Source organism: Mycobacterium sp. URHB0044, assembly GCF_000620625.1.
Classification (GTDB): domain Bacteria; phylum Actinomycetota; class Actinomycetes; order Mycobacteriales; family Mycobacteriaceae; genus Mycobacterium.
This window is the reverse complement of record NZ_JIAW01000001.1, coordinates 631,033-654,952: the sequence shown is the minus strand read 5'-3', so window position 1 is coordinate 654,952 and position 23,920 is coordinate 631,033. Positions and strand designations below refer to the sequence as shown.

Annotated in this window: 24 protein-coding genes; 15 read left to right on the top strand and 9 right to left on the bottom strand. The window is 66.9% G+C overall.

Annotation, left to right across the window (positions count from 1 at the left end):
- Positions 1-109: 109 nt before the first annotated feature.
- From N536_RS0103175 to N536_RS0103155, 5 genes are all read right to left on the bottom strand, one after another.
- Complete coding sequence (locus N536_RS0103175; protein WP_029112275.1) at positions 110-691, bottom strand: TetR/AcrR family transcriptional regulator; 582 nt, start codon at positions 689-691, stop codon at positions 110-112.
- 141 nt (positions 692-832) lie between these two features.
- Positions 833-2,155, bottom strand: coding sequence for a carboxylesterase family protein (locus N536_RS0103170; RefSeq protein ID WP_029112274.1), 1,323 nt, complete (start codon positions 2,153-2,155; stop codon positions 833-835).
- A 26-nt stretch (positions 2,156-2,181) separates the two neighbouring features.
- Positions 2,182-2,616, bottom strand: coding sequence for a hypothetical protein (locus tag N536_RS0103165; RefSeq protein ID WP_029112273.1), 435 nt, complete (start codon positions 2,614-2,616; stop codon positions 2,182-2,184).
- Between the two features lie 31 nt (positions 2,617-2,647).
- Positions 2,648-3,727, bottom strand: a complete 1,080-nt coding sequence (locus N536_RS0103160; protein ID WP_029112272.1) for a glycoside hydrolase — start codon at positions 3,725-3,727, stop codon at positions 2,648-2,650.
- A 129-nt stretch (positions 3,728-3,856) separates the two neighbouring features.
- Complete coding sequence (locus tag N536_RS0103155) at positions 3,857-4,396, bottom strand: TetR/AcrR family transcriptional regulator (RefSeq protein WP_029112271.1); 540 nt, start codon at positions 4,394-4,396, stop codon at positions 3,857-3,859.
- Positions 4,397-4,493: 97 nt separating this feature from the next.
- Here N536_RS0103155 and N536_RS0103150 point away from each other — a divergent pair, with 97 nt between their 5' ends.
- The 7 genes from N536_RS0103150 to N536_RS41210 all read left to right on the top strand — a co-directional run bounded on the left by N536_RS0103150 (position 4,494) and on the right by N536_RS41210 (position 11,637).
- Positions 4,494-5,234: an SDR family oxidoreductase gene (locus tag N536_RS0103150; protein WP_029112270.1), complete on the top strand. Its 741-nt coding sequence runs from the start codon at positions 4,494-4,496 to the stop codon at positions 5,232-5,234.
- A gap of 96 nt (positions 5,235-5,330) precedes the next feature.
- Positions 5,331-6,200, top strand: coding sequence for a helix-turn-helix domain-containing protein (locus N536_RS0103145; RefSeq protein WP_029112269.1), 870 nt, complete (start codon positions 5,331-5,333; stop codon positions 6,198-6,200).
- Between the two features lie 145 nt (positions 6,201-6,345).
- Positions 6,346-7,401, top strand: a complete 1,056-nt coding sequence (locus tag N536_RS37305) for a phosphotransferase family protein (RefSeq protein WP_036435042.1) — start codon at positions 6,346-6,348, stop codon at positions 7,399-7,401.
- Between the two features lie 18 nt (positions 7,402-7,419).
- Positions 7,420-8,592: a hypothetical protein gene (locus tag N536_RS0103135; protein ID WP_029112268.1), complete on the top strand. Its 1,173-nt coding sequence runs from the start codon at positions 7,420-7,422 to the stop codon at positions 8,590-8,592.
- Positions 8,589-9,221, top strand: coding sequence for a PaaI family thioesterase (locus tag N536_RS40605; protein WP_051574190.1), 633 nt, complete (start codon positions 8,589-8,591; stop codon positions 9,219-9,221). The genes N536_RS0103135 and N536_RS40605 overlap by 4 nt, the downstream gene beginning before the upstream one ends.
- Complete coding sequence (locus N536_RS37295; protein ID WP_081809018.1) at positions 9,221-10,870, top strand: class I adenylate-forming enzyme family protein; 1,650 nt, start codon at positions 9,221-9,223, stop codon at positions 10,868-10,870. Before N536_RS40605 ends, N536_RS37295 begins: the two co-directional genes overlap by 1 nt.
- Positions 10,871-10,917: 47 nt before the next feature.
- Entirely contained in the window at positions 10,918-11,637 is a 720-nt protein-coding gene (locus N536_RS41210) for a DUF1905 domain-containing protein (protein WP_029112267.1), read from the top strand.
- 39 nt (positions 11,638-11,676) lie between these two features.
- Here N536_RS41210 and N536_RS0103115 read toward each other — a convergent pair whose 3' ends face one another.
- Positions 11,677-12,063: a nuclear transport factor 2 family protein gene (locus N536_RS0103115; RefSeq protein ID WP_029112266.1), complete on the bottom strand. Its 387-nt coding sequence runs from the start codon at positions 12,061-12,063 to the stop codon at positions 11,677-11,679.
- A 70-nt stretch (positions 12,064-12,133) separates the two neighbouring features.
- Positions 12,134-13,180, bottom strand: coding sequence for an aldo/keto reductase (locus N536_RS0103110; RefSeq protein WP_029112265.1), 1,047 nt, complete (start codon positions 13,178-13,180; stop codon positions 12,134-12,136).
- Between the two features lie 78 nt (positions 13,181-13,258).
- On the opposite strand from N536_RS0103110, the gene N536_RS0103105 reads away from it, so the two are divergent.
- From N536_RS0103105 to N536_RS0103080, 6 genes are all read left to right on the top strand, one after another.
- A complete protein-coding gene (locus N536_RS0103105) occupies positions 13,259-13,807 on the top strand; it encodes a TetR/AcrR family transcriptional regulator (protein WP_029112264.1) in 549 nt (182 codons plus the stop codon).
- Between the two features lie 227 nt (positions 13,808-14,034).
- On the top strand, positions 14,035-14,799 hold the full coding sequence (locus N536_RS0103100; protein ID WP_155948409.1) for a DUF1906 domain-containing protein: 765 nt from the start codon (positions 14,035-14,037) through the stop codon (positions 14,797-14,799).
- 173 nt (positions 14,800-14,972) lie between these two features.
- On the top strand, positions 14,973-15,863 hold the full coding sequence (locus N536_RS0103095) for an SDR family oxidoreductase (RefSeq protein ID WP_029112262.1): 891 nt from the start codon (positions 14,973-14,975) through the stop codon (positions 15,861-15,863).
- Positions 15,854-16,732 carry an SDR family oxidoreductase gene (locus tag N536_RS0103090; protein ID WP_029112261.1) on the top strand — a complete coding sequence of 293 codons (879 nt, stop codon included), beginning with the start codon at positions 15,854-15,856 and terminating at the stop codon, positions 16,730-16,732. Before N536_RS0103095 ends, N536_RS0103090 begins: the two co-directional genes overlap by 10 nt.
- Before the next feature lie 93 nt (positions 16,733-16,825).
- Positions 16,826-17,635 carry an arginase family protein gene (locus N536_RS0103085; RefSeq protein ID WP_029112260.1) on the top strand — a complete coding sequence of 270 codons (810 nt, stop codon included), beginning with the start codon at positions 16,826-16,828 and terminating at the stop codon, positions 17,633-17,635.
- A gap of 82 nt (positions 17,636-17,717) precedes the next feature.
- Positions 17,718-18,401, top strand: a complete 684-nt coding sequence (locus N536_RS0103080; protein ID WP_036435324.1) for a cutinase family protein — start codon at positions 17,718-17,720, stop codon at positions 18,399-18,401.
- A gap of 12 nt (positions 18,402-18,413) precedes the next feature.
- Here N536_RS0103080 and N536_RS37280 read toward each other — a convergent pair whose 3' ends face one another.
- Both N536_RS37280 and N536_RS0103070 read right to left on the bottom strand, forming a co-directional pair.
- Entirely contained in the window at positions 18,414-19,823 is a 1,410-nt protein-coding gene (locus N536_RS37280) for a carboxylesterase/lipase family protein (RefSeq protein ID WP_036435039.1), read from the bottom strand.
- Complete coding sequence (locus N536_RS0103070) at positions 19,816-20,718, bottom strand: MBL fold metallo-hydrolase (RefSeq protein WP_029112258.1); 903 nt, start codon at positions 20,716-20,718, stop codon at positions 19,816-19,818. Before N536_RS0103070 ends, N536_RS37280 begins: the two co-directional genes overlap by 8 nt.
- A gap of 101 nt (positions 20,719-20,819) precedes the next feature.
- Between N536_RS0103070 and N536_RS37275 the strand changes: the two genes are divergently transcribed.
- The gene (locus N536_RS37275; RefSeq protein ID WP_036435036.1) at positions 20,820-21,707 is read left to right on the top strand and encodes a helix-turn-helix transcriptional regulator; all 888 of its coding nucleotides are present in this window, start codon (positions 20,820-20,822) and stop codon (positions 21,705-21,707) included.
- Between the two features lie 179 nt (positions 21,708-21,886).
- Positions 21,887-23,920 carry a toprim domain-containing protein gene (locus N536_RS0103060; RefSeq protein ID WP_029112257.1) on the top strand — a complete coding sequence of 678 codons (2,034 nt, stop codon included), beginning with the start codon at positions 21,887-21,889 and terminating at the stop codon, positions 23,918-23,920.

Genomic DNA, 23,920 nt, shown 5'->3' with positions numbered 1-23,920 from the left:
TCACGGGGTTGATGCAGGCAGCGTTCATCGCACCGCCAGAGATCCTCGAGATCCCCGGCAATGGCGGGTTCGGTGCTATTCGGTTGTCGTGATTGCTATTTCAGCTTCGTCAAGGGTTCACCGGGCCGCCCAGACGGCCGTTGGTGGCATCCCGGATGGCCCGGTCGATCAACGCCAGAGCCTCCTGCTGAGAAACCTTCTCCTTGTCGATGATGGCGCGGCGCCCCACGTCCTCGTCGACCACACGGAACGCCGCGGTGACCGCCGCCGCGCACAGCCGCGCGGTGAGGTCATCCTCCGGAAGCCGCAACCGTCTGGCGACGATGGGAACGAAGCGGCGCTCCATTTCGTCGTGCACCATCAGGTAGGCGGTGCGCAGTGCCGGCTCCGTCGCCGACATGGTGGCGATCCGTAGCGACGCAATTTCGTCGGCGAGTTCCCGCTCGGTGAGGGGATTCTCGACCATGTCCGCCGCCATGTGGTCGGCCAGCGACAGTTCGTCCGGCCAGCGGCCCGCCAATGCGATGAAGCGCTGCGCCGACAACGCCAGCACCGGCTCTACGCAGCTCTCCTTGGAACGGAAGTAGCGCCATATCGTTCTGGTCGACAGCCCTGCCGCAGCAGCGATGTCGTCACCAGTGGTCGCGGCGACGCCCCGCTCCCAGAACAACTCGCAGGCGTGCCGGGACACCCGAAGGCGGGCCCGCGACTGCTTGTCGTCGACCGCGCTCGATGCTGCAGTCGTGTCGATGTCGGAAACCTCCTGTCACTTAGCGACAGGACCACTGTGTCACTAAGTGACAGCGGGGTCAAGCGGCCCGCATGCCGACCGTCAGGTGAAACGCATCGTCCTGGTCGGGAGCGAGCCGATGCCGTCCCGCGCGAAACCCGCCCACACCGAACGCATCCGGCGCGCCAGCATCGCGTCGATCGTGCGCGAGCGCCCGAGCATCGGTGCGTCGGACCACGCTCCGCCGACGCCGAGGAGGAAGGGCAGTTCCATGCAATGGCACGATCCGAACGGGGCATCGGCTGGCGCCCACTCGAAACGGTAGGTCGCCACCTGGCCACCGTTGGCGGTCCAGTCGTCGGCGAACCGCCCGACCGCCGATCCGAAGGTGCGTCGCGTCATTCGTCCCGTCGCCGACCGAACAACCAACTGCTGCAACAGCCTTACGCGGCCCAGCGCGGCAACCCGAGGGTTCATGAACACGAACGGAGCGGCGTCGTCCGCGGTGTGTCCGATGAACAGCTCGACCCGCTGTGCCGCATCGGCCAGGCGCTCCTCCAGCTGCGACGCCGCGGGCATCGGGCTGCGTCCCAATCGAGGCGCAAATGCCATGCCGCTCACCAACTTCGACGCCTGCGCCGCCTCCACGGCCGCCGCCTCTGCCTCCAACAGCCGCGCCACCGTGGTGGTTCGCGGATCCTCGCCGTTGAGTGCGCGGGCCATGGCCGCCTGCATGGCAGACGCCATGTCCGCCCGTGCCTCGGCGACGTCGACGGTGCCGGTGCCGACGCCCACGGGAGCGCTCTGCACGATGGCGCGGTGAAACAGGCCAGCCGTGCCGTCAGACACGATGAGCGCCAGCACGGAGTCCGCTCCCGCGGACTGGCCGAATATCGTTACGTTGGACGGGTTCCCGCCGAATGCGCCGATGCTCCGTTGCACCCATTGCAGTGCCAAGATCTGGTCTCGCAGACCTAGGTTGTCGTCCGCGTCCGCGCCCGGCGGCGCCAGGTACCCGAAGATGCCCAGGCGGTAGGTGACCGTCACGACCACGACGTCGCCCTCCGCGGCGAGCATCGTCGGGTCGTACTTCGACGACTCGCCGCCCCCGGCAACGTAGGCGCCGCCGTGGAACCACACCATGACAGGGAGACCGTCGGCACCTTCGGGCGCGGTCACCGACAGGACGAGACAGTCCTCGCTGATCTCGAGACCGTCGAGGACCGGCCCGGTGACGAAGTCGAGCCGGCCCGGGCGCTGTGGGCAGGCGGGGCCCGGCGCGTGCGCATCGCGTCGACCGGTCCACGGCTCCGGTGGCACGGCGACGTCGAAACGTGCCGCCCTGCCGTAGGGCAGCCCTCGCGCGCGTATGACGCCGTCTCGCGCTTCGACGTCGATCGGGCCGTCCTCGGTGGTCAGCTGCACGTCATGAATGTACGACTCAGCGTGGCTCACGCCGTGATCCGTAGTTCGGCACCCGGGTGCGAACTGAGCGTGACGATCACCGTGCCGCTACCCGTTTCGAATGTGGTGTTTGCGTAGCCGATGAAACCGTAGTGCCCGTCGATCGTCGAAACCGCGGTGACGTCACTGCTTCCCGACGCACCAGTGTCGAGATTCGTCCAAGCGGCGGTCACGGTGAGCGAACAGGATCCGTCGTAGCTGCCGGCGTCGTAGTGGATCGCGACGCGGACACCGTCCTCGGCGCGGTCGTCGACCTGTACCGGTGTCACCTGAGCGTCGGCGCTGACGCTGCCGGCACACGTCGGGGATGCCACGACCGGAACCGGATCGAGTTGCGCGAAGGCGTCGGCATGGGCCGTTGCCGCCCACAACCAGGGCGCCGTCAGAGCGATGGCCAGCGCGCCCGTGGTGAACGGAGTCATGCCTGTCATATCGACCGACGCCGCCGCGGCGTTAGCGGCGTGGTGTCGTGGTGATGTGCACGTGGTCGTAGTGCCCGTAACCCGATCCTGCCGGACCGCTCGGCGTGTAGTACGTGCCGCGCCAGATCACGTCCTGCAGCCCGAACCGGGCCGCGTTGGCCATCGCGAACGCGAGAATCTCGTCCCCGAGCGCGATCCCCTCGGGGCTTGAGGAGTTGGGGATCATGATGTCGATCGCCAGACCGCTCGGATGCCACGGCTTCGAATCCGGCCGGACGCCGCCGATCTCGGCGATCTGAGGGAACCTTTGGCTGACGGCGCGGGCGGCCACAATGGTGTTGGGCTGAAGTCCGGCCTCAGACGCGACGCCGACGGGCAACGCCTCCGGGATGTCCACGGCAGCCTCGGGGGGAGGCGGGCCGGGCAGCGCGTTGAGTAGCGGGTCCGCCGGAGCGGGCGCGTTCTGCGGCGCGTTGTCGACCACCGCCTGCTGAGCGGGTGTCAACCCTGCGTACTGGGCCTCGGCGGCGGCGATCTGCCGCAGCAGTTCACTCAGTTTCGCCTGCAGGTCAGCGCGCACCGCTGCAGACCGCTCTGCGGCGGCACGGGCGTCAGCGGCCGATGTCTCCGACGCCCTCGCGGCGGCATCCGCACGCTCGCGCGCAGCTTGGAAGGCCTTGATCCGACCGGCCGTCTCAGTCACGACGATCCGCTGCACGGACAGCTGGTCGATCAGTTGTTGCGGGGAGCCTGCGGTCAGCACCGCTGCCATCTGACCGGTGCGACCACTTACATATGTCATCGCCGCCACCTGGTCGGCTGCCGCTTGATTCGCAGCCAGCTGGGAATTCGCGTCGTCGAGGGCTGCCAGGTGAGCGCGATGTCGGCTTTCGGCCTCGGTCTGGGCGGCCAGTCTGTCGTCGGCATCGCGTTGGGCGCCGGTGACGGCTTGACGCGTCTGCAACGCCTGTTGGGACAACTCGTGGAGCCGCGACAGCGCATCGTCCGCCGGGTCCGCCTTGACGTCGGCCGCCACCACAATGGCTAGCACCAGGACCGCGGCCGCAAAACCGCCCACCGTTCGCCGAAGCGAGTGGTGCACCCGACTCATTCGGATTGGTCACGATCCTTCGTTGCAGGCCCCCCGCAACACATGTCTCGGACAGGGTAGGAACTGGCATCGCCGATGTCTAATCCTCGGGCAATGGGATTACCGGTAATCCGTGGCGGCGCTTGGCCCTTAGCGCGTAGTCAAGCCGTCGAGCAGGACGGCGAGCAGGCGCGGGGTTCGTTCTGCCCATTCGTCCTCCTCCACGTGGGCGAGAAACCAGGACAACAAGATGACATCGCGTGAGTCGACGTCGCCGCGAATCACGCCGTCGGCGCGGCCGGCGGCGAGCAGTGCGGCGAGCGCCTCGCCGAGCTTGCCGAGAGTGTGCGCCCCGATGTCCTCCCACACCGACGCCTCGACGGCGGCGATCACTCCGAACTTCACCCGCGCGTACACCGCCAGCTGGGTGAACCACCGCTTCAGCGCCTCGTCGGGCGAGTGCGTCTCGAGCAGTGCATGAGCAAGGGCGACGAGTTCGTCGATCTCCCGGTCGTAGAGCGCGCGAACCAGTTCGTCCCGGGTGGCGAAGTGACGGTAGAGGGTGCCTTGGCCCAGTCCCGCCCGCTTCGCGACCGCGCTGAGTTTGAGCTCGCCCGGCTCGGTGATGAGTTTGCGGGCGGCCTCGATGATCGCGGCGCGGTTGCGCGCGGCATCACTGCGCTCGGCCATGCCCCTCCTCGACGTCGGGCCCACCTACTTGCAAACGGACAATTTGTCCGGTTTGATGAAGCGGACAGGTTGTCCATATCGCTAATGGAGGTTAGTCATGGGTCTGCTCGACGACAAGGTGGTGGCGATAACCGGCGCCAGCAGCGGTATCGGCGCCGCCACGGCACGGCGGCTGGCAGCCCAAGGAGCCGCCGTCGTCCTCGGGGCGCGCCGCAGCGACCGGCTCGACGCGCTCGCGTCCGAGATCGGAGCCGCCGGGCGTCGCGCCACCGCCGTGACGGTCGACGTCACCCGTGCCGAGGACCTGGAACGGCTGGTCGAGACCGCCGTCACTACGTACGGCAGGCTCGACGTGCTGGTCGGCAATGCCGGGATCGGCCCGATTTCACCGATGACGGCTCGCCGCCGAGCGGACTGGGACGCCATGATCGACGTCAACCTCCGCGGTGTCCTGCACGGCATCGACGCTGCCTTGCCCATCTTCGAAGGACAGGGCCGCGGCCACTTCGTCACCATCCTCTCCACCGCCGGACTGAAGATCGTGCCGACGATGGCGGTGTACGCCGCCACCAAGAACGCCGTCCGCACCCTGCTGGAGGGCCTGCGTCAGGAGTCCACCGACGGGACGCTGAAGACCACGGCGATCTCACCGGGCTACGTAGGCACTGAATTCGCCGACACCATCACCGACCCTTCGATTCGCGCCGAGATCGGCCGGGGCATGGCGGAATTCGCGATCGACCCTGACGCGGTGGCCACGGCCGTGCAATTCGTCATCGACCAACCCTGGGAGGTCGAGATTGGCGAGTTGACCATCCGACCCACGGTGCAGGGATAGGGACCGAGCGCCATGGTCAACCGTGATCCATACGAGGAAGGTTGGGCAAGCCCCTAGCATTGGCCGGGGGTCGTCGTCACACGTCAGGAAAACAGGATGGCCGGTTCAGCGCTCGATTCCGAGCAGAGACGGCGAGAACTCGCCGCCTTCCTGCGGGCGCGCCGAGCGCGACTGCGACCGGAGCTCGTTGGCATCGACGTCGACCCGGCGCGGCGCCGCGTACACGGATTGCGACGAGAAGAGGTCGCGCACCTCTCCAAGGTGAGCTACAGCTGGTACACCCGGCTAGAGCAGGGCAAGGACGTGCACGCCACCGCGGAGGTCATCGACAGCATCGCCAACGCCCTGCAGTTGACCGATGACGAGTTGCGGCATCTACGGCGTCTGGCTGCACTGCCGTTGGGCCCACACGAAGACGGCGACGTCGGCATCGACGAGGACGTGCGCCGACTGTTGGAACGACTGCTGCCGGCACCCGCCTACGTCGTAGGGCCGCGTTCGGAGTACCTCGCCTGGAACGACGCCTTGGTGGCCGTCTTCTGCGACATCGGTCAACTGCCGCCCGAACACCGAAGCGCGTTGTGGGCGATCTTCACCGTTCCGAGAGTCCGTTCCTCCCTGGTGGATTGGGAAGAACACGCGCGCCTCGTCGTCGGTCAATTCCGCGCCGAGGCCGCCTCCCAGCCCGACGACACCCGATTCTCAGCCACCGCAGCGGAACTGGCAACGCTCAGCGACGAGTTTCGCTACTGGTGGTCGAGGCACGAGGTGGTCCGCGCCGCTGGCGGAACGCAATCCTTCCAGCATCCGCACGTCGGCCTGCTGTCCACGCAGCTCTTGCAACTCCGGCTGATCGATCGTCCGTCGTTGAAAGTGGTAATCCACCAACCCTCCACACCCGATGACGAACGCAAGCTAGAAACTCTCCGCGGAGATTCCCAATGGACGGCGGTCATCAATCGCTGACCGGCCTCATCCGATCTGACTAGGCACAATCGCTGGCTACCACTGCGAGTGGTACCACAAACTCGCGCCTTGTCGCCGACGCCGTCGCGTCGCAGACTGCGAACCATGACCGAATCGCCATCTACGTTTGCCGGTTCCGTGACCCGTGGCTGAGTTGGCGGTATTCGAGGCGCGGCGCGGCAATCTCGAACGCTGGATCGCCGCCGCCATGCCGGAGGCGACATCTGTTGCCCTGTCACCGTTTACGCCAGTGAATTCGGGCTTTTCCAATGTCACCTTGTTCACCGATCTGCAATGGACCGCCGCCGACGGCACACACATCACCGAACTGGTCCTGCGGGTGCAGCCGCCGGAGGGTGGCCTGTTCCCGAGCTACGACCTTCGACTGCAGTACGACGTGATGGCCGCACTGGCAGGCACGGGGGTACCGGTGCCGAAGGTCAAGTGGTTCATCGACGATCCAGCGGTGATGGGCGCGCCGTGCTTCCTCATGCACCGCGTGCACGGCGAAGTCGCCTCCGGCTTTCGGCCGGGCTTCCACGGCCACGGCCTGTTCTTCGAGGCGTCCCTCCACCAGCGCAGGCAGATGTGGCTTGCCTGCCTCGATGTCATCGCCTCACTGCACACCCTCGACACCGCTTCGCTGCCGCTGCCTGCCTCGCTGACCCGCTATGGCAGCGGCCGCGATGCGATACTGGGAATGCTCGAAGTGATTGAGCGACAGCTGCAATGGGCCGGTATCGGGCCGCCGGTACTCGACGAGGCGGTGCGGTTTTTGCGCGCGAAGGCACCCGAGTCGGCCGGAGTTGCACTGTGCTGGGGCGATGCCCGTCCAGGGAACCTGATCTATCGCGACGGCCGCGTTGCCGCGGCACTGGACTGGGAACTCGCCCACATCTGCCCACCCGAAGCCGATGTGGCCTACCTGCTACTCATCGACGAAGTCGTCGCCGAACTCAACGACGTCCCCAGGCTGCCAGGCTTGCCGGACGCCGCAGAGACGGTGGCGTACTACGAATCACGGACGGGGCGGCCGTTGGAAGACCTCGACTTCCACCGCACGCTCCAAGCGCTTCGGCTGGCCGCCATGCTCGTCCTCACGGTGCGGCTCAGTCCCCCACACCTGAGCTTTCCATCCGATTACCTCACCAACAACGTTCCCACCCGCCGGCTCGCCGAGTTGCTAGGGACCAGTGCCTAACCCCGAGAAGGAGTGCCCATGAGCGACATCGTGCTCACCGCTGCCGACGAATACCTGTGCCACCAAACGGTATCCAGCTTCGAAGAAGTGGCGACGACCGACCGCAACTGGACCGAGAAGGGCTACGTCGTCGCCTTCGACAAGTCCGGCGAGGTCATGGTTGCCGTCGGAATCGGCAAGTACACCAACCGCGACGTCATGGATGCCTTCGCAGGTGTGGCGGTTCCCGGCCGGGTGTGGAATGTGCGCGCCTCCCGTGAACTCCGCCCGCGGCTGGACGACACGACCGTGGGTCCCGTGACCTGGGAGATAGTCAAGCCGCCAACGACGAACCGGATCGCGTTGGCCGAGAACGAACTCGACGTCAGCTTCGACGTCACCTTCGAGAGCGACTTTCAGCCGATCGTCGGATCGCCAGGGCTTCGCCGTGATCGCGGGATCACCGGCAACCACACGATCCGCTACTTCCAGCCCGGTGTCGCACGAGGCGTGGTGAAGGTCGAAGGCCGCACCTACCAACTGGATCCGGACAGCACCTACGCCTACAAGGATCGGTCGTGGGGCATTCGGACCATGACCGGGATACCCAACCCCGGCGCCTTCTGGTTCAACGATCCGCACGGTCTGCCAGAAGTCGGTCTGCGTCCCGCGCCGGATCACGGGGAGGGCGTGCTGCATGGGTATATCAACCTGAGCTTCGGCAGCTGGGCATTGTCGACCACCTTCACCCGGGGACCCGACGGCTTGCCCGCCAAGTCGAGCACCGGCATCACCGAAGGCTTCATCGCGTTTGCCGGAGACGCCCGACCGCGCCTGCGGATCACGACCATGGACCTCGACTTCGAGTTCTGGCCGGGATCGCGCCGGGTCAAATCAGCCCACATCGTCGTCGAACTCGAAGACGGTACGAAACGCGACATCGTGTGCAGCTGGAAGGACCTCGTCTGGTACTTCCGCGGAGGCGGTTACTTCGGTTTCCGCGGCTGGTGGCAAGGCAACTACCGCGGTCCATTGGACGTAGCTGGTGAATCGATGGACTTGCGGGACAAGGCAGTCCGTGACGAACTGTACGGCTGCGAGGAGATCGCGGTCGACTGCGTGTGCGGCGACGACATCGGCTACGGCGTGCTCGAGCCATGGGCTCTGGGGGCATTGCCCCGATACGACATCACCGAGGAGACGCTTGGATGACCGACCACCAGGTGGTCATGACCGATGAGGTCAGCCGACTGGCCAATGCCGCGCGGGTGTCGAACGCGCCCGAAGACGTGGCCGAGAACGTCCGCGGACTGAGCGAACAGGCCCGCGCCCTGCTCGACGAACACACGTGGCCGGGGCCATACGCCGTCGAGCAGCTCGCGCCGCCGGGGGACGGGATGTTGGTGTGGGAGCCGGGCGATCTCCGCAAGACCGTTCCCTACAGCCCCATCTTGGGTGAGCTCAATCCCTTTGCGGGCGAGGTGAAGCTGTGGGCGGACGGCGCCGCGGTACGAGGGACACTCACGGCCCGCCCCATCCATGCGGGTCCGATCGGCACGGTGCACGGCGGTATCGTCGCGGCAATTCTGGACGAGCTCAGCAGCCTCGCGGTCCTGGCGTTCGGTGTCGTCGGTTACACCCAGACCTTGACGGTGTCGTATCGACGGCCCACCCCCCTGGGCCCGGAATTGGAGCTGTGGGCCCAGACATCCGGCCCTACCGGTGCGGTCGTCTTGACTTCGGCCGAGATTCGGCATGCCGGTCGCGTCACCGCTTCCGCTGTCGGCGTCCACAAGGCGGCCGGCCACCGTGACGAGTCGGTCTATCCCGTCCAGCAGTGATGACACCAATTATCTCGCTCGGCCGCCACACCGCTGAGCAACCAGGTCTGGCCTACCGTCGCGAGTCCGGTCGCTGCGAATTGTCCACTGAGACAGTGGCCGACGTGCTTCGCCGGGTCGGCCACGACTGCCCGGACAACCGCGCCCTGGCGTGGCTCACCGATGACGGACTGGAGTCGTTGACCTGGCGTGAGGTCTACCTGCGCGCGAAGTCGGTGGCGGCGGCGTTGGTGAACCACAATCCACGGCGAGCCCGGGTGGGGTTCGTTGCCCCGAACTCGGTCGACTGGCTGATCGCCATGTTCGGGTGCGCCTTGGCCGGTATGCCGATCGTCCCTCTGAGCCCGCGATCAACCGACGTCGAGATGGCACACCTGTTTTCGCTCACGCAGGTAGGAGTGATCCTGGTAGCGGATATGCCAGGAGACGACGTCCCGGCACGGGTGCGGGATGTGGCTGCACAGTTCGCCGATCCCCCGCTCGTGCTGCCCATCTCCGATTGGCCGGTCACGGATCCGAGCGCGTCGTCGTGGGATGGCCCCAAGCCAACCGACGAATTTCTGATTCAAGCCACCTCGGGGACGACGGGATCGCCAAAAGCCGCCAGGCTCTCGCATCGCGCCGTGGTCAACTCCGCACGCTTCTTCGCCGAGAACGCCGGCTCGCACGCCAAGGACACCTGGTTCATCCCGCTGCCACTGCATCACGTCGGCGGGATCGTGTCCGGCATTCTCGCCGTACTCTGGAGCGCCGCGACTTATGTTGTGGTGGACCGATTTACGTCGCACATTGCGTTGCGCGCCGTGCGTGAGGTAGGTGCGACGATATTGGGTCTGGTTCCCACGATGGTCATCGATCTGCTCAATGAACCGGGCGTCACCGACTCGCAGTTCGCCGACGTGCGGACCGTCATCGGGGGCGCTACTGCAGTAGACCCGATGCTGATCGGCCAAATCGAGCGTCGGATCGGCATCCGCTTCCTGATTGCCTACGGACAGAGCGAAGCACCGATCATGACCATGAGCGTGGACGGCGACACCGTTTCGGTCCGGACCCGCACGATCGGACACCCGCTGCCGGGTCGTGACTACTGCATTGCGGATCGGGCGGCGCAGGTCACCGCAACCGGTGTGGTCGGAGAGCTGCACGTCCGTGGACCCCTGATCATGTCGGGATACCTGCGCGAGGACGGCACCATAGATTCCGCGGTCGACGACGCCGGTTGGATGGCAACGGGCGACCTGTGTTCCATGGACGACGACGGTGTGATCACCTTTCACGGCAGGCTGCGTGAGGTGATCATTCGCGGCGGCAACAACGTCTACCCAGCAGAAGTCGAACAGGCGATGTCAGATCACGAGTCCATCGCGGAGATCGCCGTTTTCGGGGTGCCCGACCGACGCCTCGGCGAGCGTGTGGTGGCGGCGTTGATACCGAAGGCAGGTGCCGTGCCCGACGTCGAAGACTTGACCGAGTACGCCGCGACGCGGCTTGGTCAGCAGAAGCGCCCGGTCGAGTGGATCCTCGTCTCCGACTTCCCCAGGACGAGTACCGGGAAGGTGCGCAAACACCTACTGCGCCAGGGGTACGAAGACGGTCAGTACCGGCCGCTTCAGTCTCACGCGATAGCCCCGGAGCCCATTCTGTAACCGCGGTTCCGCGCGCGCTGACGATCTCGCGGACATAGCGTGGTGCGGTGGACTGGGAGTTCGAGGCCGAGGTGTTTCAGTGGCGTGGCCCTGCGCCGTACTTCTTCGTCGCCACACCGGCGCACGTCGATGACTTCCTGCACGCACACCTGGGTGAGCTGACCTACGGCTGGGGTGGGATCCCTGCGCAGGTGCGCGTCGGCGACACCGAGGTGACGACGTCACTGATGCCGAAGGACGGCGTGTATCTGGTACCGCTGAAGGTGGCGCTACGCCGAGCCGAAGCCATCGACGACGGAGATGTCGTGCGGGTACGGCTGCACGTCGGCCAGCAGCGCGTCGCTGAATCAAATGAAGGGACTGGGATGACCACCTTCATCATCGATGCGCAGGTGGCCGTCAACCTCGCCTCCGAGGGAGCCACCATTCCGCCGCAGCACAGCCTGACGGCTCCCACGTTGCTGCGATCGCAGGTGCTGGCGCTGGTGTACGAATCGGTGCGCCGCGGCGACATCGACGATCGGAGCGGCCGGAAGATTCTCGACGACATCCGTGGACTGCGGATCCGCATGCTCGGCGATCGATCGCTGGAGGACCACGCGTGGCGACTGGCTGCCAAGCTGGACTGGCCGGACATCCACCAGGCCGAGTACATCGCGCTGACCCAACTGCAGGGCGACGCCCTGGTTACGTTGGACGAGGAATTGGCCTCCGCGGCACGTGCATTCGTCGAGACCGCATCGCCGGCCGACATTCTGCGGCGGTAGCCGAAAAGCATTTGAGCGGCACGCCGTCGGGAGCACCCGTCAGCTGGTGAAGACCTCGGCGGCGTGGCTGGTGTCGAGGTACTCACGCACGGCGGAGATCTGGCCACCGTCCATGTCGAAGACATAGGCCACGCGGTTGTCGTACTCGACTCCGTTGGTCGAGCGGCCCCGCACGTGGGCTTCGAGCACGATGCGCTGCTCTGTCTCCATGACCGAGGTGATTTCGGTTTGAGGACCTTCCGGAAGCGCGGCCGCGACACGGGCGAGCATGGCGGGGAACTCTTGCGCGCCATACACGCCGGCAAGCGCAAAGGCGCCTCCCGGCACGCCAGGAACCGTCCACGTGAACCCTGGGGCAGTGCGACCCAAGGCCCGGTCGACGTGTCCGGCTTCCAGGTCGGCGAAGAACTGCGTGGCTGAATTCATGTCGTTCCCTTCTTCTTTCAATGTTTCTGGTCGAGACCTCCCACCCTCGCAGCCGGGCGGAACCGGACCATTACGTCAACGCCATCCCGGGGATGCGTGCCCGGATTGCCTCGAGGTCGGCTTCGTCGGAGACGCCCTGGAAGTCGTATCGGGGGCTGTACGGGGCCTGCAGTGAACGCACCTCGTCGTCAGTCAACTCGATGTCCAGGGAGGCGATCGCCTCGTCGATGTGACGAACGGTGCCGGCGCCCACTAGTGGTGCGGTCACGACGGGTTGACGGTGCAGCCAGGCGAGCGCCACCGTCGCCCTGGACGTCCCGCGCCTCTGGGCGATGTGGCCGACCGCGTCGACGATCGCGCGGTTGGCGGCCTCGTCGGAGGAGTACAACGCATCGGCGAAGTAGCCATCCGATTGCGACCGCGTCGTCGACTTCGCCTCGTCCCAGCCGCGCGCGAGGCGCCCGCGGGCCAGCGGGCTCCACACGATCGTTCCGACGCCTTCGTCGATGCAGAGCGGAATCATCTCCCGTTCCTCTTCGCGGGCGAGCAGGTTGTAGTGGTCCTGCATGGTGACGAAGCGAGCCCAGCCGTGACGGGCCTGCAGGTGCAACGCCTTGGCGAACTCCCAGGCCGGCATCGATGAGGCACCCAGGTATCGGACCTTCCCCGCCCTGACGAGTTCGTCGAGCGCCTGCAGGGTTTCCTCCAACGGCGTCGCGTGGTCGTTGCGGTGAATCTGGTACAGGTCGACGTAGTCGGTGCCGAGCCGCCGCAGCGAGTGGTCGATCTCGGTCATGATCGCCTTGCGGGACAGGCCGCGGCCGTTGGCGCCGGGCCGCATCGGATGGCGCAGCTTGGTGGCGATCACCACCTCGTCGCGGTTGGCGAAGTCCTTCAACGCGCGCCCGAGGATCTCCTCGCTGGAGCCGTTGGAGTACATGTTCGCGGTGTCGAAGAAGTTGATACCCGCCTCGAGGGCGTACTTGATGAGTGGACGGGCGTCGTCCTCACCGAGTGACCACACGGGGTGGCCGCGGTCGGGTTCGCCGTAGGTCATGGCGCCGATCGCGATGGGTGACACGTCCAGCCCGGTCGTGCCGAGCTTGCGATATTGCACGGGAGTCCCTTCAATGAGTAGTGGAGATGTCTCCGCTTCACCGTAGCGGAGAGCTCTCCGTTTAGCAACGGAGGAAACGTGGCCGAGGTTCGGCGTGCCGACGCGCAGCGCAACAAGGCGCGGATTCTCGGGGTGGCGTTGTCGGCGTTCGCCGCGGACCCCCAGGTGTCGCTGAACGCGATCGCCAAACTCGCGGGAGTCGGTCCGGGCACCTTGTACCGGCACTTCCCCACCCGGGAGGCGCTGCTGCTCGCCGTGTATCAGCAGGAGATCGAATCCCTTGGCGCATCGGTGCAACGACTGCTCGAACAACAGCCGCCACTGGAGGCCTTCCGCAGGTGGGCGCGCAACCTCGCCGCACTCGTCCGCATCAAGCACGGCCTCGGCGAGGCACTCGAAACAGCGCCCGCCCAAGCAATCATCAACGCCACCTACGAGCCGGTCACCAACGCCATCCGCGAACTTCTCGACGCCGCCGAAGCCAGCGGTGACATTCGCAGCGGCGTCGACGCTGGCGACGTGCTGTTGCTGCTGAGTGCGCTGTGGCGGGTGCCCGCTGGCAACGATGGACTGCGGCAAGCCGACCGCATCCTGGACATGATCGTCGACTCGCTTGCGCCACAATGATTGTGACCACACGGTCCGACGCCATGGCGAGCGGATCGCGCCGTTCGGCGAAGCCAGAGTTGTACAACCCTGGCCGCCGCCGCGGAAATGAATGTTTCGGCTTCGCGTCACCTGGATCGCGAACCGGACACAGCCGGTCGGCGCAACAGCAGTAACGCCAGTCCCATTGTTAACGTCACCCGGTGCAGGACTTCCTGGGGACTTCCGACCTGCGGCCGTCACGCCCGATTTCCCGGCGCGACGCACTGCGCTACGCCGCGGCTGCGTCGGCGTTGGCCGGGCTGGGCGCCGCCGCGGCAGGTGCCGCCGCGCCCGCGGCATCGGCCGCCGCTCCCACACTGATCGACTACGCCATGCGCCAGATCCCGGCCGCCGACATCCGGGCGGCAGGCCACGCCGGAGTGATCAACTACGTCTCGACGTCGCGGCCTGGCTCGTCCTTCGGCGCCAAGCCGATCACCCTGCCCTACGCGCAGTCACTGGCCGCCGCCGGGTTGGCCATCGTCAGCAACTACCAGTACGGCAAGCCGGGCGGGACCGCCCCGTCGGACTTCACCCGCGGGTATGCCGGAGGCGTCGCCGATGCGCGAACCGCGTGGCAGTTGCACACCGCCGCAGGCGGAGGCAAGAGTGCGCCGATCTACTTCAGCGTCGACGACGACATCGACCGTGCAGCCTGGAATAGCGTTGTCCTACAATGGTTTCGCGGGATCAATTCGGTGATCGGCGCTCAGCGCACCGGCATCTACGGCGGCATCAATGCGTGCCAGTGGGCCGCGGCCGACGGAGTGATCGGACGCTCACGATCCCCCGGCCACGTCTGGGCGTGGCAGACGCGGTCGTGGTCAAAGGGTCAGATCTACCCCGCCGCCGTTCTCTACCAGCGGGTGGTTAGCACCGCGTCGAACCCAGGCCCGGTGGTCGGCGGGCTCGAAGTCGACGTCAGCGATGCCCTGGCGCAGGACGTCGGCCAGTGGAACCTGCATCCGTGAGGCCGTAGCCCACTCAAGCTCTTCGGTGCGTGGAGTCGATCTCCGCTCGCCAACTGCTTCCACAGCGCCGCTACCGATCAGAGCGATTCCTTTGCGCTCACGCGACGGTCTACCCATACGGAAGTGCCGCAACATAGCGCGGCAACGTTTCGACCTATGAGGACGACCACGACATGATTCTCGTAACGGGCGCGACCGGCTTGACCGGTTCCGCGGCCATCCGTGTGTGCGCAGAACGCGGGACAACGGTGCGCGCACTAGTCAGAGATCCAGCCAAAGTGGCAGCGCTCGCCGTGCCCGCGACGGTCGAGCTCGCCGTCGGCGACATGCTGCAGCCGGCGACCCTCGAAGGCGCTCTCGACGGTGTGAAGCGCGTCCTGCTGATATCGTCGCCCGACCCGCATCTGGTCGAGACACAGTGCACGTTCATCGATGCCGCCAAGCGTGCAGGCGTCCGACACATCGTCAAGCTTTCCGGTATGGGCTGCACGAGCCGCTCGACGTTCCGGTTCGCGCGGATGCACGCCGAAGTCGAACAATACTTGGAGGGATCGGGCGTGGCGTGGACGCATCTGCGGCCGAGCACCTTCATGCAAACCCACCTCCAAGGGCTGATACCGACGATCCTGAGCGAGGGCACGGTATGCCTGCCGATGGCAGACGCGCGACTCGCGCCCGTCGACGTCGAGGACATCGCTCGTGTCGCCGTCGCGCTGCTGGAGAGCAGTGGCCACGAGGGCAAAAGCTATGAGATGACCGGACCGGAAGCGCTCACCACGGCCGACATCGCCGAACGCATTTCGGCGACCATCGACCGACCGGTTCGCTACGTCGACATACCACCCGCTGCCTACCGAGACGCGCTGCTCACCGCTGGCGTCCCTGCGTACTTCGTCGACGCCATGGAGGAGCTCTTCGACGAACGTCGACAGGGCGTAGACGAGTCACGCCCAAATCTCGTCACCCACAAGCTGTTTGACTTCACTCCCACGAGCCTCGCCTCCTTCGTTGGCCGACACGTCGCCGTGTTCCGCGGCGATGAAGGAAGTTCCGCATGCTTCTGATTACAGGTGTCACGGGGACAGCGGGTTCCATCGTGATCCGCGAGTTCGCGCATCAGCAGATTCGAGTGCGGGCATTGGTCCGTGACTCGGCCAAGGCGCACTGGTTGGGCGCCTTTCCCACCGTTGAGGTCGTCCAGGGCGACATGGCCAACCCGGCGACCCTGAACGAGGCGTTCGACGGCGTCGACCGCACCTTCATGATCTCCTCCCCCAGGGGCGACATGGTGTCGACGCAATGCAGGTTCATCGACGCCGCGAAGGCGTCCGGCGTTCGGCACGTGATCAAGCTCAGCGGCAAGGAATCCGGAACCACCTTCGATCCCAATAGGTTCCGAGGCACACGCGAGCATCTGCAAATCGAACGCCATCTCGAGGCGTCGGGCCTGGAATGGACTCATCTGCGGCCGAGCCAATTCATGCAGTTCTATCTGCCCAACGCGACCACCGGAGTGGATCCACGACAGCAGGTGCTAGCGATGCCGATCGGCGAAAGCCAACTGTCGCCCGTCGACCTCGTCGACGTCGCCAAAGTGGCGGTGGCGATGACGCGCGCCGACGGAATCGACGGAAGGGCCTACGACATGACCGGCCCCGAGGCGCTGACGATGACGCAGATCACCGAAATCATCTCCACCGCCACCGGGCGGGCGTTCCGCCATCAAGAGGTCACGTTCGAAGAAAAGCGTCGACTCCATGCGGCACAGGGCTTCCCACCCGAAGTCATCGACACCCTCGACGAGATCTACCGGGAACGTGCCAACTCTCCGCAATCGCGGGTGGATCTGAGCACCCATGAGGCGTTCGGCGTAGCGCCGACGACATTCGCCACCTTCGCCCACCGCAACGCCGCCGCATTCGTCGCCCCTTGATCACCGCATTCGCTGCTGCCCAAATCTGCGGAAAATCATTCGCATCCCACTGGACGCCGGATGGAGAATCGGAGGCGGAAAGGGAGGCGCCTCGTGACTGACGACAGCACCAGTTGGGATCTCATCGTCGCGCCCTGGCACCTCGACGAGCACATCCCGGCCTTCCCGGTCCCCGTCGGCGCATCCGAGACGATCTTCCCGACCCTCCTCGCCGAATCCGTGCCCGCCCGGATGAGCCTGCTGCACGCGGCAATAGCGGACGCGGTGGCCGAGGCCGCCAGGCCCCTGCTGCTGTCCGGCGACTGCTCCACCGCCCGCGCGGCGGTGGCCGGCCTGCAGCGCCGCCATGACGACCTGGCCGTGGTGTGGCTGGACGCCCACGGTGACTTCAACACCCCGGCCATATCGACCAGCGGCTACATCGGCGGGATGGCGATATCGATGCTGACCGGCCGGACACCCGGGCTGTTCGACGATGCACTCGAACTTCGGCCCGTCCCCGAAACCAACGTCGTGCTCGCCGACGCCAGAGACCTCGACCCCGCCGAGCGCGACGCCCTCACCGCCAGCCAGGTCCGCCGCGTGCCCGCCGACCGGGCAGCGATCACCGCCGCCCTCGACGGGCTCCCCGGCACGCCGGTCTACCTTCATCTCGACGTGGACGTCGTCGACAGCGCGGAACTATCCGGTCTGCGCTTCCCCGCGGGCCCCGGGCCCTCCCTCGGCCAGATCGAGGAATGTCTGGCCGCTGTCTGCGCGGGAACCGACGTGATCGGCGCCGGCATCGCCTGCGCCTGGCTGCCCGACCGTGTCGGCGACGAGTCCACACGCGAGGCAATCACCCGCCTCGCCAGAGCACTCGGCGCCGATCTCGCGTGGCACGAACACCTTCCGCATACGTAGCATCGTCGGCAGGCGCAACATGCGGGTGACGGAAGGCGGGGGCGTCTTGATCGGTACCAACGGACGGCCGCTTGTCGGCCTGATGATCCGTGCGTTCGTCGCAACTCTCATCGCTACGTGGGGGCTGGTGGGCACCTCCGCCCCGCCCGCGCTCGCGCAACCGTGCCCCGACGTCGAGGTGGTGTTCGCGCGCGGGACCGACGAGCCACCCGGCGTTGGCGGGATCGGGCAGGGCTTCGTCGATGCGTTGCGCTCGAAGGCCGGTGCGAGGTCGGTCGACGCCTACGCCGTGAACTACGCCGCCAGCGACGACTTTGGCGACCCTTTGCAGTTCGCCTTGAGCGTCATCGATGGCATCAGGGATGCGAGCAACCACATCCAGGCAACGATCGCGGCCTGTCCGAGCACCAGGATCGTCCTGGGCGGGTTCTCGCAGGGCGCGGCGGTTGCGGGCTTCGTCACCTCGCCCGAAGTCCCTCCGGGTGTTCCTGCCGCGTTCGTGCCGCCACCCATGCCGCCCGAGGTAGCCGACCACGTGGCCGCGGTGACCCTGTTCGGCAAACCGTCGAATCGGTTCCTGGGCGACTCCGGTGCCCCGCAGATCACCATTGGCCCGCTTTACGTCCCGAAGACCATCGACCTGTGCGCGCCTGGCGACACGATCTGCAATGGCGCTCCCCCGGGGGCACCTACCGGCGCTCACGGCTCGTACGTGACGAACGGTATGACGGCGCAGGCGGCGAGCTTCGTGGCCGGTCGGCTGTAGCCGCTCCGGCGGTTACCCGCCGAAGACCTTCCTCCCCTGCCAGCCCGGGTCCCCGGTGCTCGCGTAGCGGACCCACGCACCGTGCATGTCATCGGCGAGTCGTTGCGGCGGGTCGCCCGGCCCGAGCAGACCACGGGGCCCGCGCAGCCCCGGCGCGCCGAGGCAGTCGAAGACGAAGGGCACTTCGACCGTGTGGGCGGCACCGAGGAGACCATCGACTGCCATTGACCGCCAAGTGAATTCGTACTCGTGCAGGGGTGCCGCGCCGTGCGAGGCATGCGCACGGATCAGACGTCCGGTACCAGCGCCGAACAGGGCGTCGCCCAGCATCGCCGCGCGCACCTCGCCCCACGTAGCACCGGGCAGCCGGGTTCTGACGTCGCGGATGGCCGCCTCGGGATCCCGGGACGTGACCGACGCCAGCTCGACGACGTCGCGCTCGGTGGAGTCGACGAACGCGCCCTGCGGAACGAGATACAGGTTGCCCTCGTCAGCGTTGGTGCCGATGAGCATCGGCACGTCTGCACCGTTACCGTCTGCCACCGCGTCCGCGGGCTGGCGGTCCAACACCAGATTGAACGGGCTCAACCCGACCAGCGGATCCAACCGTCTCGCGGTGCGGAGATCGGTTCCGACGAGTGCCGCTCCGACCTCCACCAGCCGATCGTCGGCGAAGGTGCCGAATCCCGCGGCCGTGGGCGCTACGTCCAGCATCTTGGCGGCGCGGTGGGTGACGCGTGCCGCCTGCTCGCGGTCGAGCGCGCCGGACCCGTTGCCGCTCTGCACGATCACGCGCCGGACCAGGCCCGCCGCCTCTGGCGTCGCCAGTACCGCGGTGGTGATCGTCGCACCCGCGGACTGGCCGAACAAAGTGACGTTGCCGGGGTCGCCGCCGAACGCCGCGATGTTGTCCTGCACCCAGCGCAACGCGGCGAGCACGTCGAGTAAACCGCGGTTGGGTGGTGCGTCGGGGAGGTCGAGGAAGCCGATCACGCCCAGCCGGTAGGTGACGGTGACGAGCACGACGCCGTCACGCGCGAATGCTGCGCCGTCGTACATCGGCGACCTCGTCGACCCGGACAGGAACCCGCCGCCGTGCACGAACACCATGACCGGACAACGGTTTGCGTCCTTCGGCGACCACACGTTCACGGTCAAATAGTCAGGATCCACCTCGTCGGCGACGACGAACATCGGCGAGAGGTCCAGCGCACCGAAGCCGTGCCGCGGGGCTTGCGGAGCGGTCGGACCGGGCCGGGTCGCGTCCCGCACGCCGGGCCATCCGGGGTGGGTTTCCGGAGCGGCGAAGCGCAGCGGCCCGGTGGGCGATGCCGCATAGGGCACGCCCAAGAACACCGACCCCGTCCCCTCGGACCTCCCGCGGACGGCGCCACCGGTGGTGGAGACGACCGGCTCAGACATCGGACACCCGATCGAACGGCGCCCACTGCTTGATCGCGAAATCCTCACCAGCACGGGTCAGTTCGGCTGCCCCGTGGCCGCCGAGGTGGGCGGGGAAGACCAGCGTGTTCGAATCAGCCGCTTCGCCGAGTATCCGTCTGCGGGTGGCCCTGGCCGCGATCGGATCCTCGCAGAAGCAACTGTTGACATCCGGTTGGACGAACTGCAAAGGAGTGTGCAGGAGGTCCCCTACGAACACGGCCCGATCGGAGCCCGAATTCAACGCGACGACCGACGAGCCCGGCGTGTGGCCGGGCGCCAGATCCAGGCGCAGGTGTGCGTCGATCTGAAAGTGCCCGTCCCACAACTCGACCAGGCCGGCATCGACGACGGGGGCCACGCTGTCCTCGAAGACGTTCTGGTGCTCGCGGCTCATCGGACGCGCATGGGGGTTCCAGAACTGGAAGTCGGCCTCCGGCATCAGGTACGTCGCATTCGGGAAGGTCGGCACCCAATCACCGTCGTCCAGTCGGGTGTTCCATCCGACGTGGTCGTTGTGCAGGTGCGTGTTGATCACCACGTCGACGTCCTCGGGGCGGACGCCGGCCCGCGCGAGGTTGCCGAGGAAGTCCGTCTCCAAGTGATGCCAGACCGGCGAGGCCGGTCGTTCCTTGTGGTTGCCCACTCCGGTGTCGACGAGGATCGTCCTGCCCTCGCTACGCAAGACCCACGTCTGGATCGCGCTCACGCACACATCCTCGGCGGGGTCATAGAAATCCGGCACCAGCCAGGGCTCGTTGCGGTCCCACGATTCTGGTGCGCTGTCGGGGAAGAACTTTCGAGGCGAAAGTTCGACCGACCCGTAGTACTCCATGACACGGGTGACCGACACGTCACCCAACACGATTTCGTTCATGCCAGCCAGCGTGCGTCGGCAGCGCCGTGGCGACCAGCCCCTGTCGTGCCTATCCCTGTCAGGGTCAGGCACGGGCGCCTCGACGCGCGCATAGTGGAGTCATGATGCAAACGACCCTCGGCGAGTTCCTGCGGGCCCGCCGCGCGCAACTCGAACCCGAGGACGTCGGCCTCCGCGCATTCCCAGAGCGCCGGCGGGTCGCCGGGCTGCGGCGCGAGGAACTCGCCCAGCTGGCGGGGGTGAGCGTGTCGTACTACACGCGCCTCGAGCAGGGCCAGTCGGTCAACGCCTCAGCCGCGGTACTGGATGCCATCGCGACGGCACTGCGCCTCGATCGGCACGAACGCCGCCACCTGCACGCGCTCGCCGCATCGCGCCCCGCGCAGATGCGCAAACCTCCGGCCGAGCGGATCGACCCGCTCACCCGCGATCTGTTGCGCACGCTGGGCGACGTACCCGCGACGGTCCTCGGCCGGCGCACCGACGTCCTGGCCTGGAACGACCTCGGGCACGCCCTGACGTCGGGGCACGTCGATCCGACGTCGGTGGACCGCCCCGCCGAGCGGCCCAACATGGCGCGGATGCTCTTCCTCGACCCGCACTACCGCGACCTCTACGTGGACTGGCCACGCAAGGCCAAGGCCATGGTCGGGAACCTGCGACTGGTGGCAGGGCGGCATCCCGAGGACGCCGCACTGGCGTCGCTCATCGGTGAACTCTCGATGAAGAGCCCGGAGTTCGTGACGTTCTGGCGCGATCACCGCGTGCGGCCATGCGAGGCCGACTCCTACGACCTGCGACATCCGCTGGTCGGCGCGCTCACCGTCACCCAGCAGAACCTCGTCATCGCAAGGTCGGCAGAACAATCTGTGTCGATCGTCACGACGGCGGAAGGTTCCAGTTCGGCCGATTCCCTCCGCCTGCTGGCACAGATGGTGCGCGAGCGAAACGGGAGCGATGCCGAGGATCGTTCGAACGTCGGTACCTGATCCTCGTCCTCACGCGTCTGGCCTGCACTGCTGCCGCTTGCCGCCAGGTCAGTCCTCCGTAGACGGCGGCGACACGGACCGCATGATGCGGTGACTGTCGCCCGGTGGGGGCAGAATGCGTACGCCACCCGTGCCGCGCCCACTTCCGCACGGGCCCTGCCCGACGCGAAGGATCCGTAGTGAGTTACACCGCCGCCGACATCACCGAGCTCGACGATGTCCAGCACACTCGCCTGCGGCCTGCGGTGAATCTCGGCCTCGACGTGCTCAACACCGCATTGCGGGAGCTGGTGGACAACGCGATCGAAGAGGTCGCCGATCCCAGCCACGGTGGTTCGACCGTAACGATCACGCTGCACGCCGACGGATCCGTCAGCGTCGCCGACGACGGCCGCGGCCTTCCCGTCGACTCGGACCCCGTGAACGGCAAGAACGGCATCGTCAAGACGCTGGGTACCGCACGCGCCGGTGGCAAGTTCTCCGCACACGTCGACGCCGACAGCACCGGTGCCGGACTGAACGGGATCGGCGCCGCGGCAGCGGTCTTCATCTCCGCACGTACCGACGTGACGGTTCGTCGAGCCGGAAAGACCTACCTGCAGAGTTTCGGCGGCGGCTACCCCGGTGTGTTCGAGGGCAAGGACTTCGATCCGGACGCTCCGTTCGTCCGCGGCGACACGCAGAAGCTCCGCGGTGCCGGCAACCGCAAGCCCGACGCGCACGGCACCACGGTGCGCATCCTGTTCGACCCGGTCGTCGTGCCGGATTCCAGCATCGACATCAACGAAGTGCTGCTGCGAGCGCACGCCGCGGCGCGGATGTCGCCCGGCGTGCACCTGGCGGTCGTCGACGAAGGGTGGCCGGGCGACGAGATCCGGCCCGAACTGGTCGAACCGTTCAACGGCCCGTGGGGCACCGAGACGCTCTTGGACCTCATGTGCACCGCCTCGGACGCGCCGGTGCCCGATGTGCGCGCCGTCGTGGAGGGTCGCGGGGAGTACACCACGGGGCGCGGGGCGACGCCGTTCCGGTGGTCGTTGACCGCCGGACCCGCGGAGCCGGCCACCGTTGCCGCGTTCTGCAACACCGTGCGCACCCCTGGCGGTGGGTCCCACCTGACGGCTGCGGTCAAGGGGCTGTCGGAAGCGTTGGCCGAGCGGGCTTCCCGGATTCGCGACCTGGGACTCGCCAAGGGCGAGGAGGGTCCCGAGCCACAGGACTTCGCCGCGGTCACCGCACTGGCCGTCGATACCCGCGCGCCCGACGTGTCGTGGGACTCCCAGGCCAAGACCGCAGTGTCGTCGCGCTCCTTGAACGTGGCGATGGCCCCCGACGTCGCGCGCAGCGTCACCATCTGGGCAGTCAACCCAGCCAACGGTGAGACCGTCACCCTGTGGACGAAGCTCGCCCTGGAGTCGGCCAGAGCGCGGCGCAGTGCCGAGGGCGCGAAGGCCCGATCCAGGGCGGCGTCGAAGGCCAAGGGGTTGGGAACGAACCTGTCTCTTCCGCCGAAGCTGTTGCCCAGCAGGGAGACCGGCCGCGGGTCCGGTGCCGAACTGTTCCTGTGTGAGGGCGATTCCGCGCTTGGCACGATCAAGGCAGCCAGGGACGCGACGTTCCAGGCAGCGTTCCCGCTGAAGGGCAAGCCGCCCAACGTGTACGGGTTCACGGTGAGCAAGGCGCGGATCAAGGACGAGTTCGACTCGATCGAACGCATCCTGGGCTGCGGGGTCCGCGAGCATTGCGATCCGGAGATGTGTCGATACGACCGAATCCTGTTCGCCTCCGACGCCGACCCCGACGGCGGCAACATCAACTCGAGCCTCATCTCCATGTTCCTGGAGTTCTACCGGCCACTGGTCGCCGCCGGGATGGTCTACGTGACGCTGCCACCGCTGTTCGTCGTCAAGGATGGCAGCCAGCGGGTGTACTGCCAGGACGAGTCCGAGCGTGATGCCGCCGTCGCTCAGATGAAGGCCACCTCCAAACGCAAGGTGGAGGTGCAGCGCAACAAGGGGCTCGGCGAGATGGACGCCGACGACTTCTGGAACACGGTGCTGGATCCGCAGCGGCGCACCGTGATTCGGGTCCATCCCGATGACGGTGAGAAGAAGTTGCATCACACTCTGTTCGGTGGACCGCCGGAGGGCAGGCGCACGTGGATGGCGGACATCGCCTCCCGTGTCGACACCTCTTCGCTGGACTTGACGTAA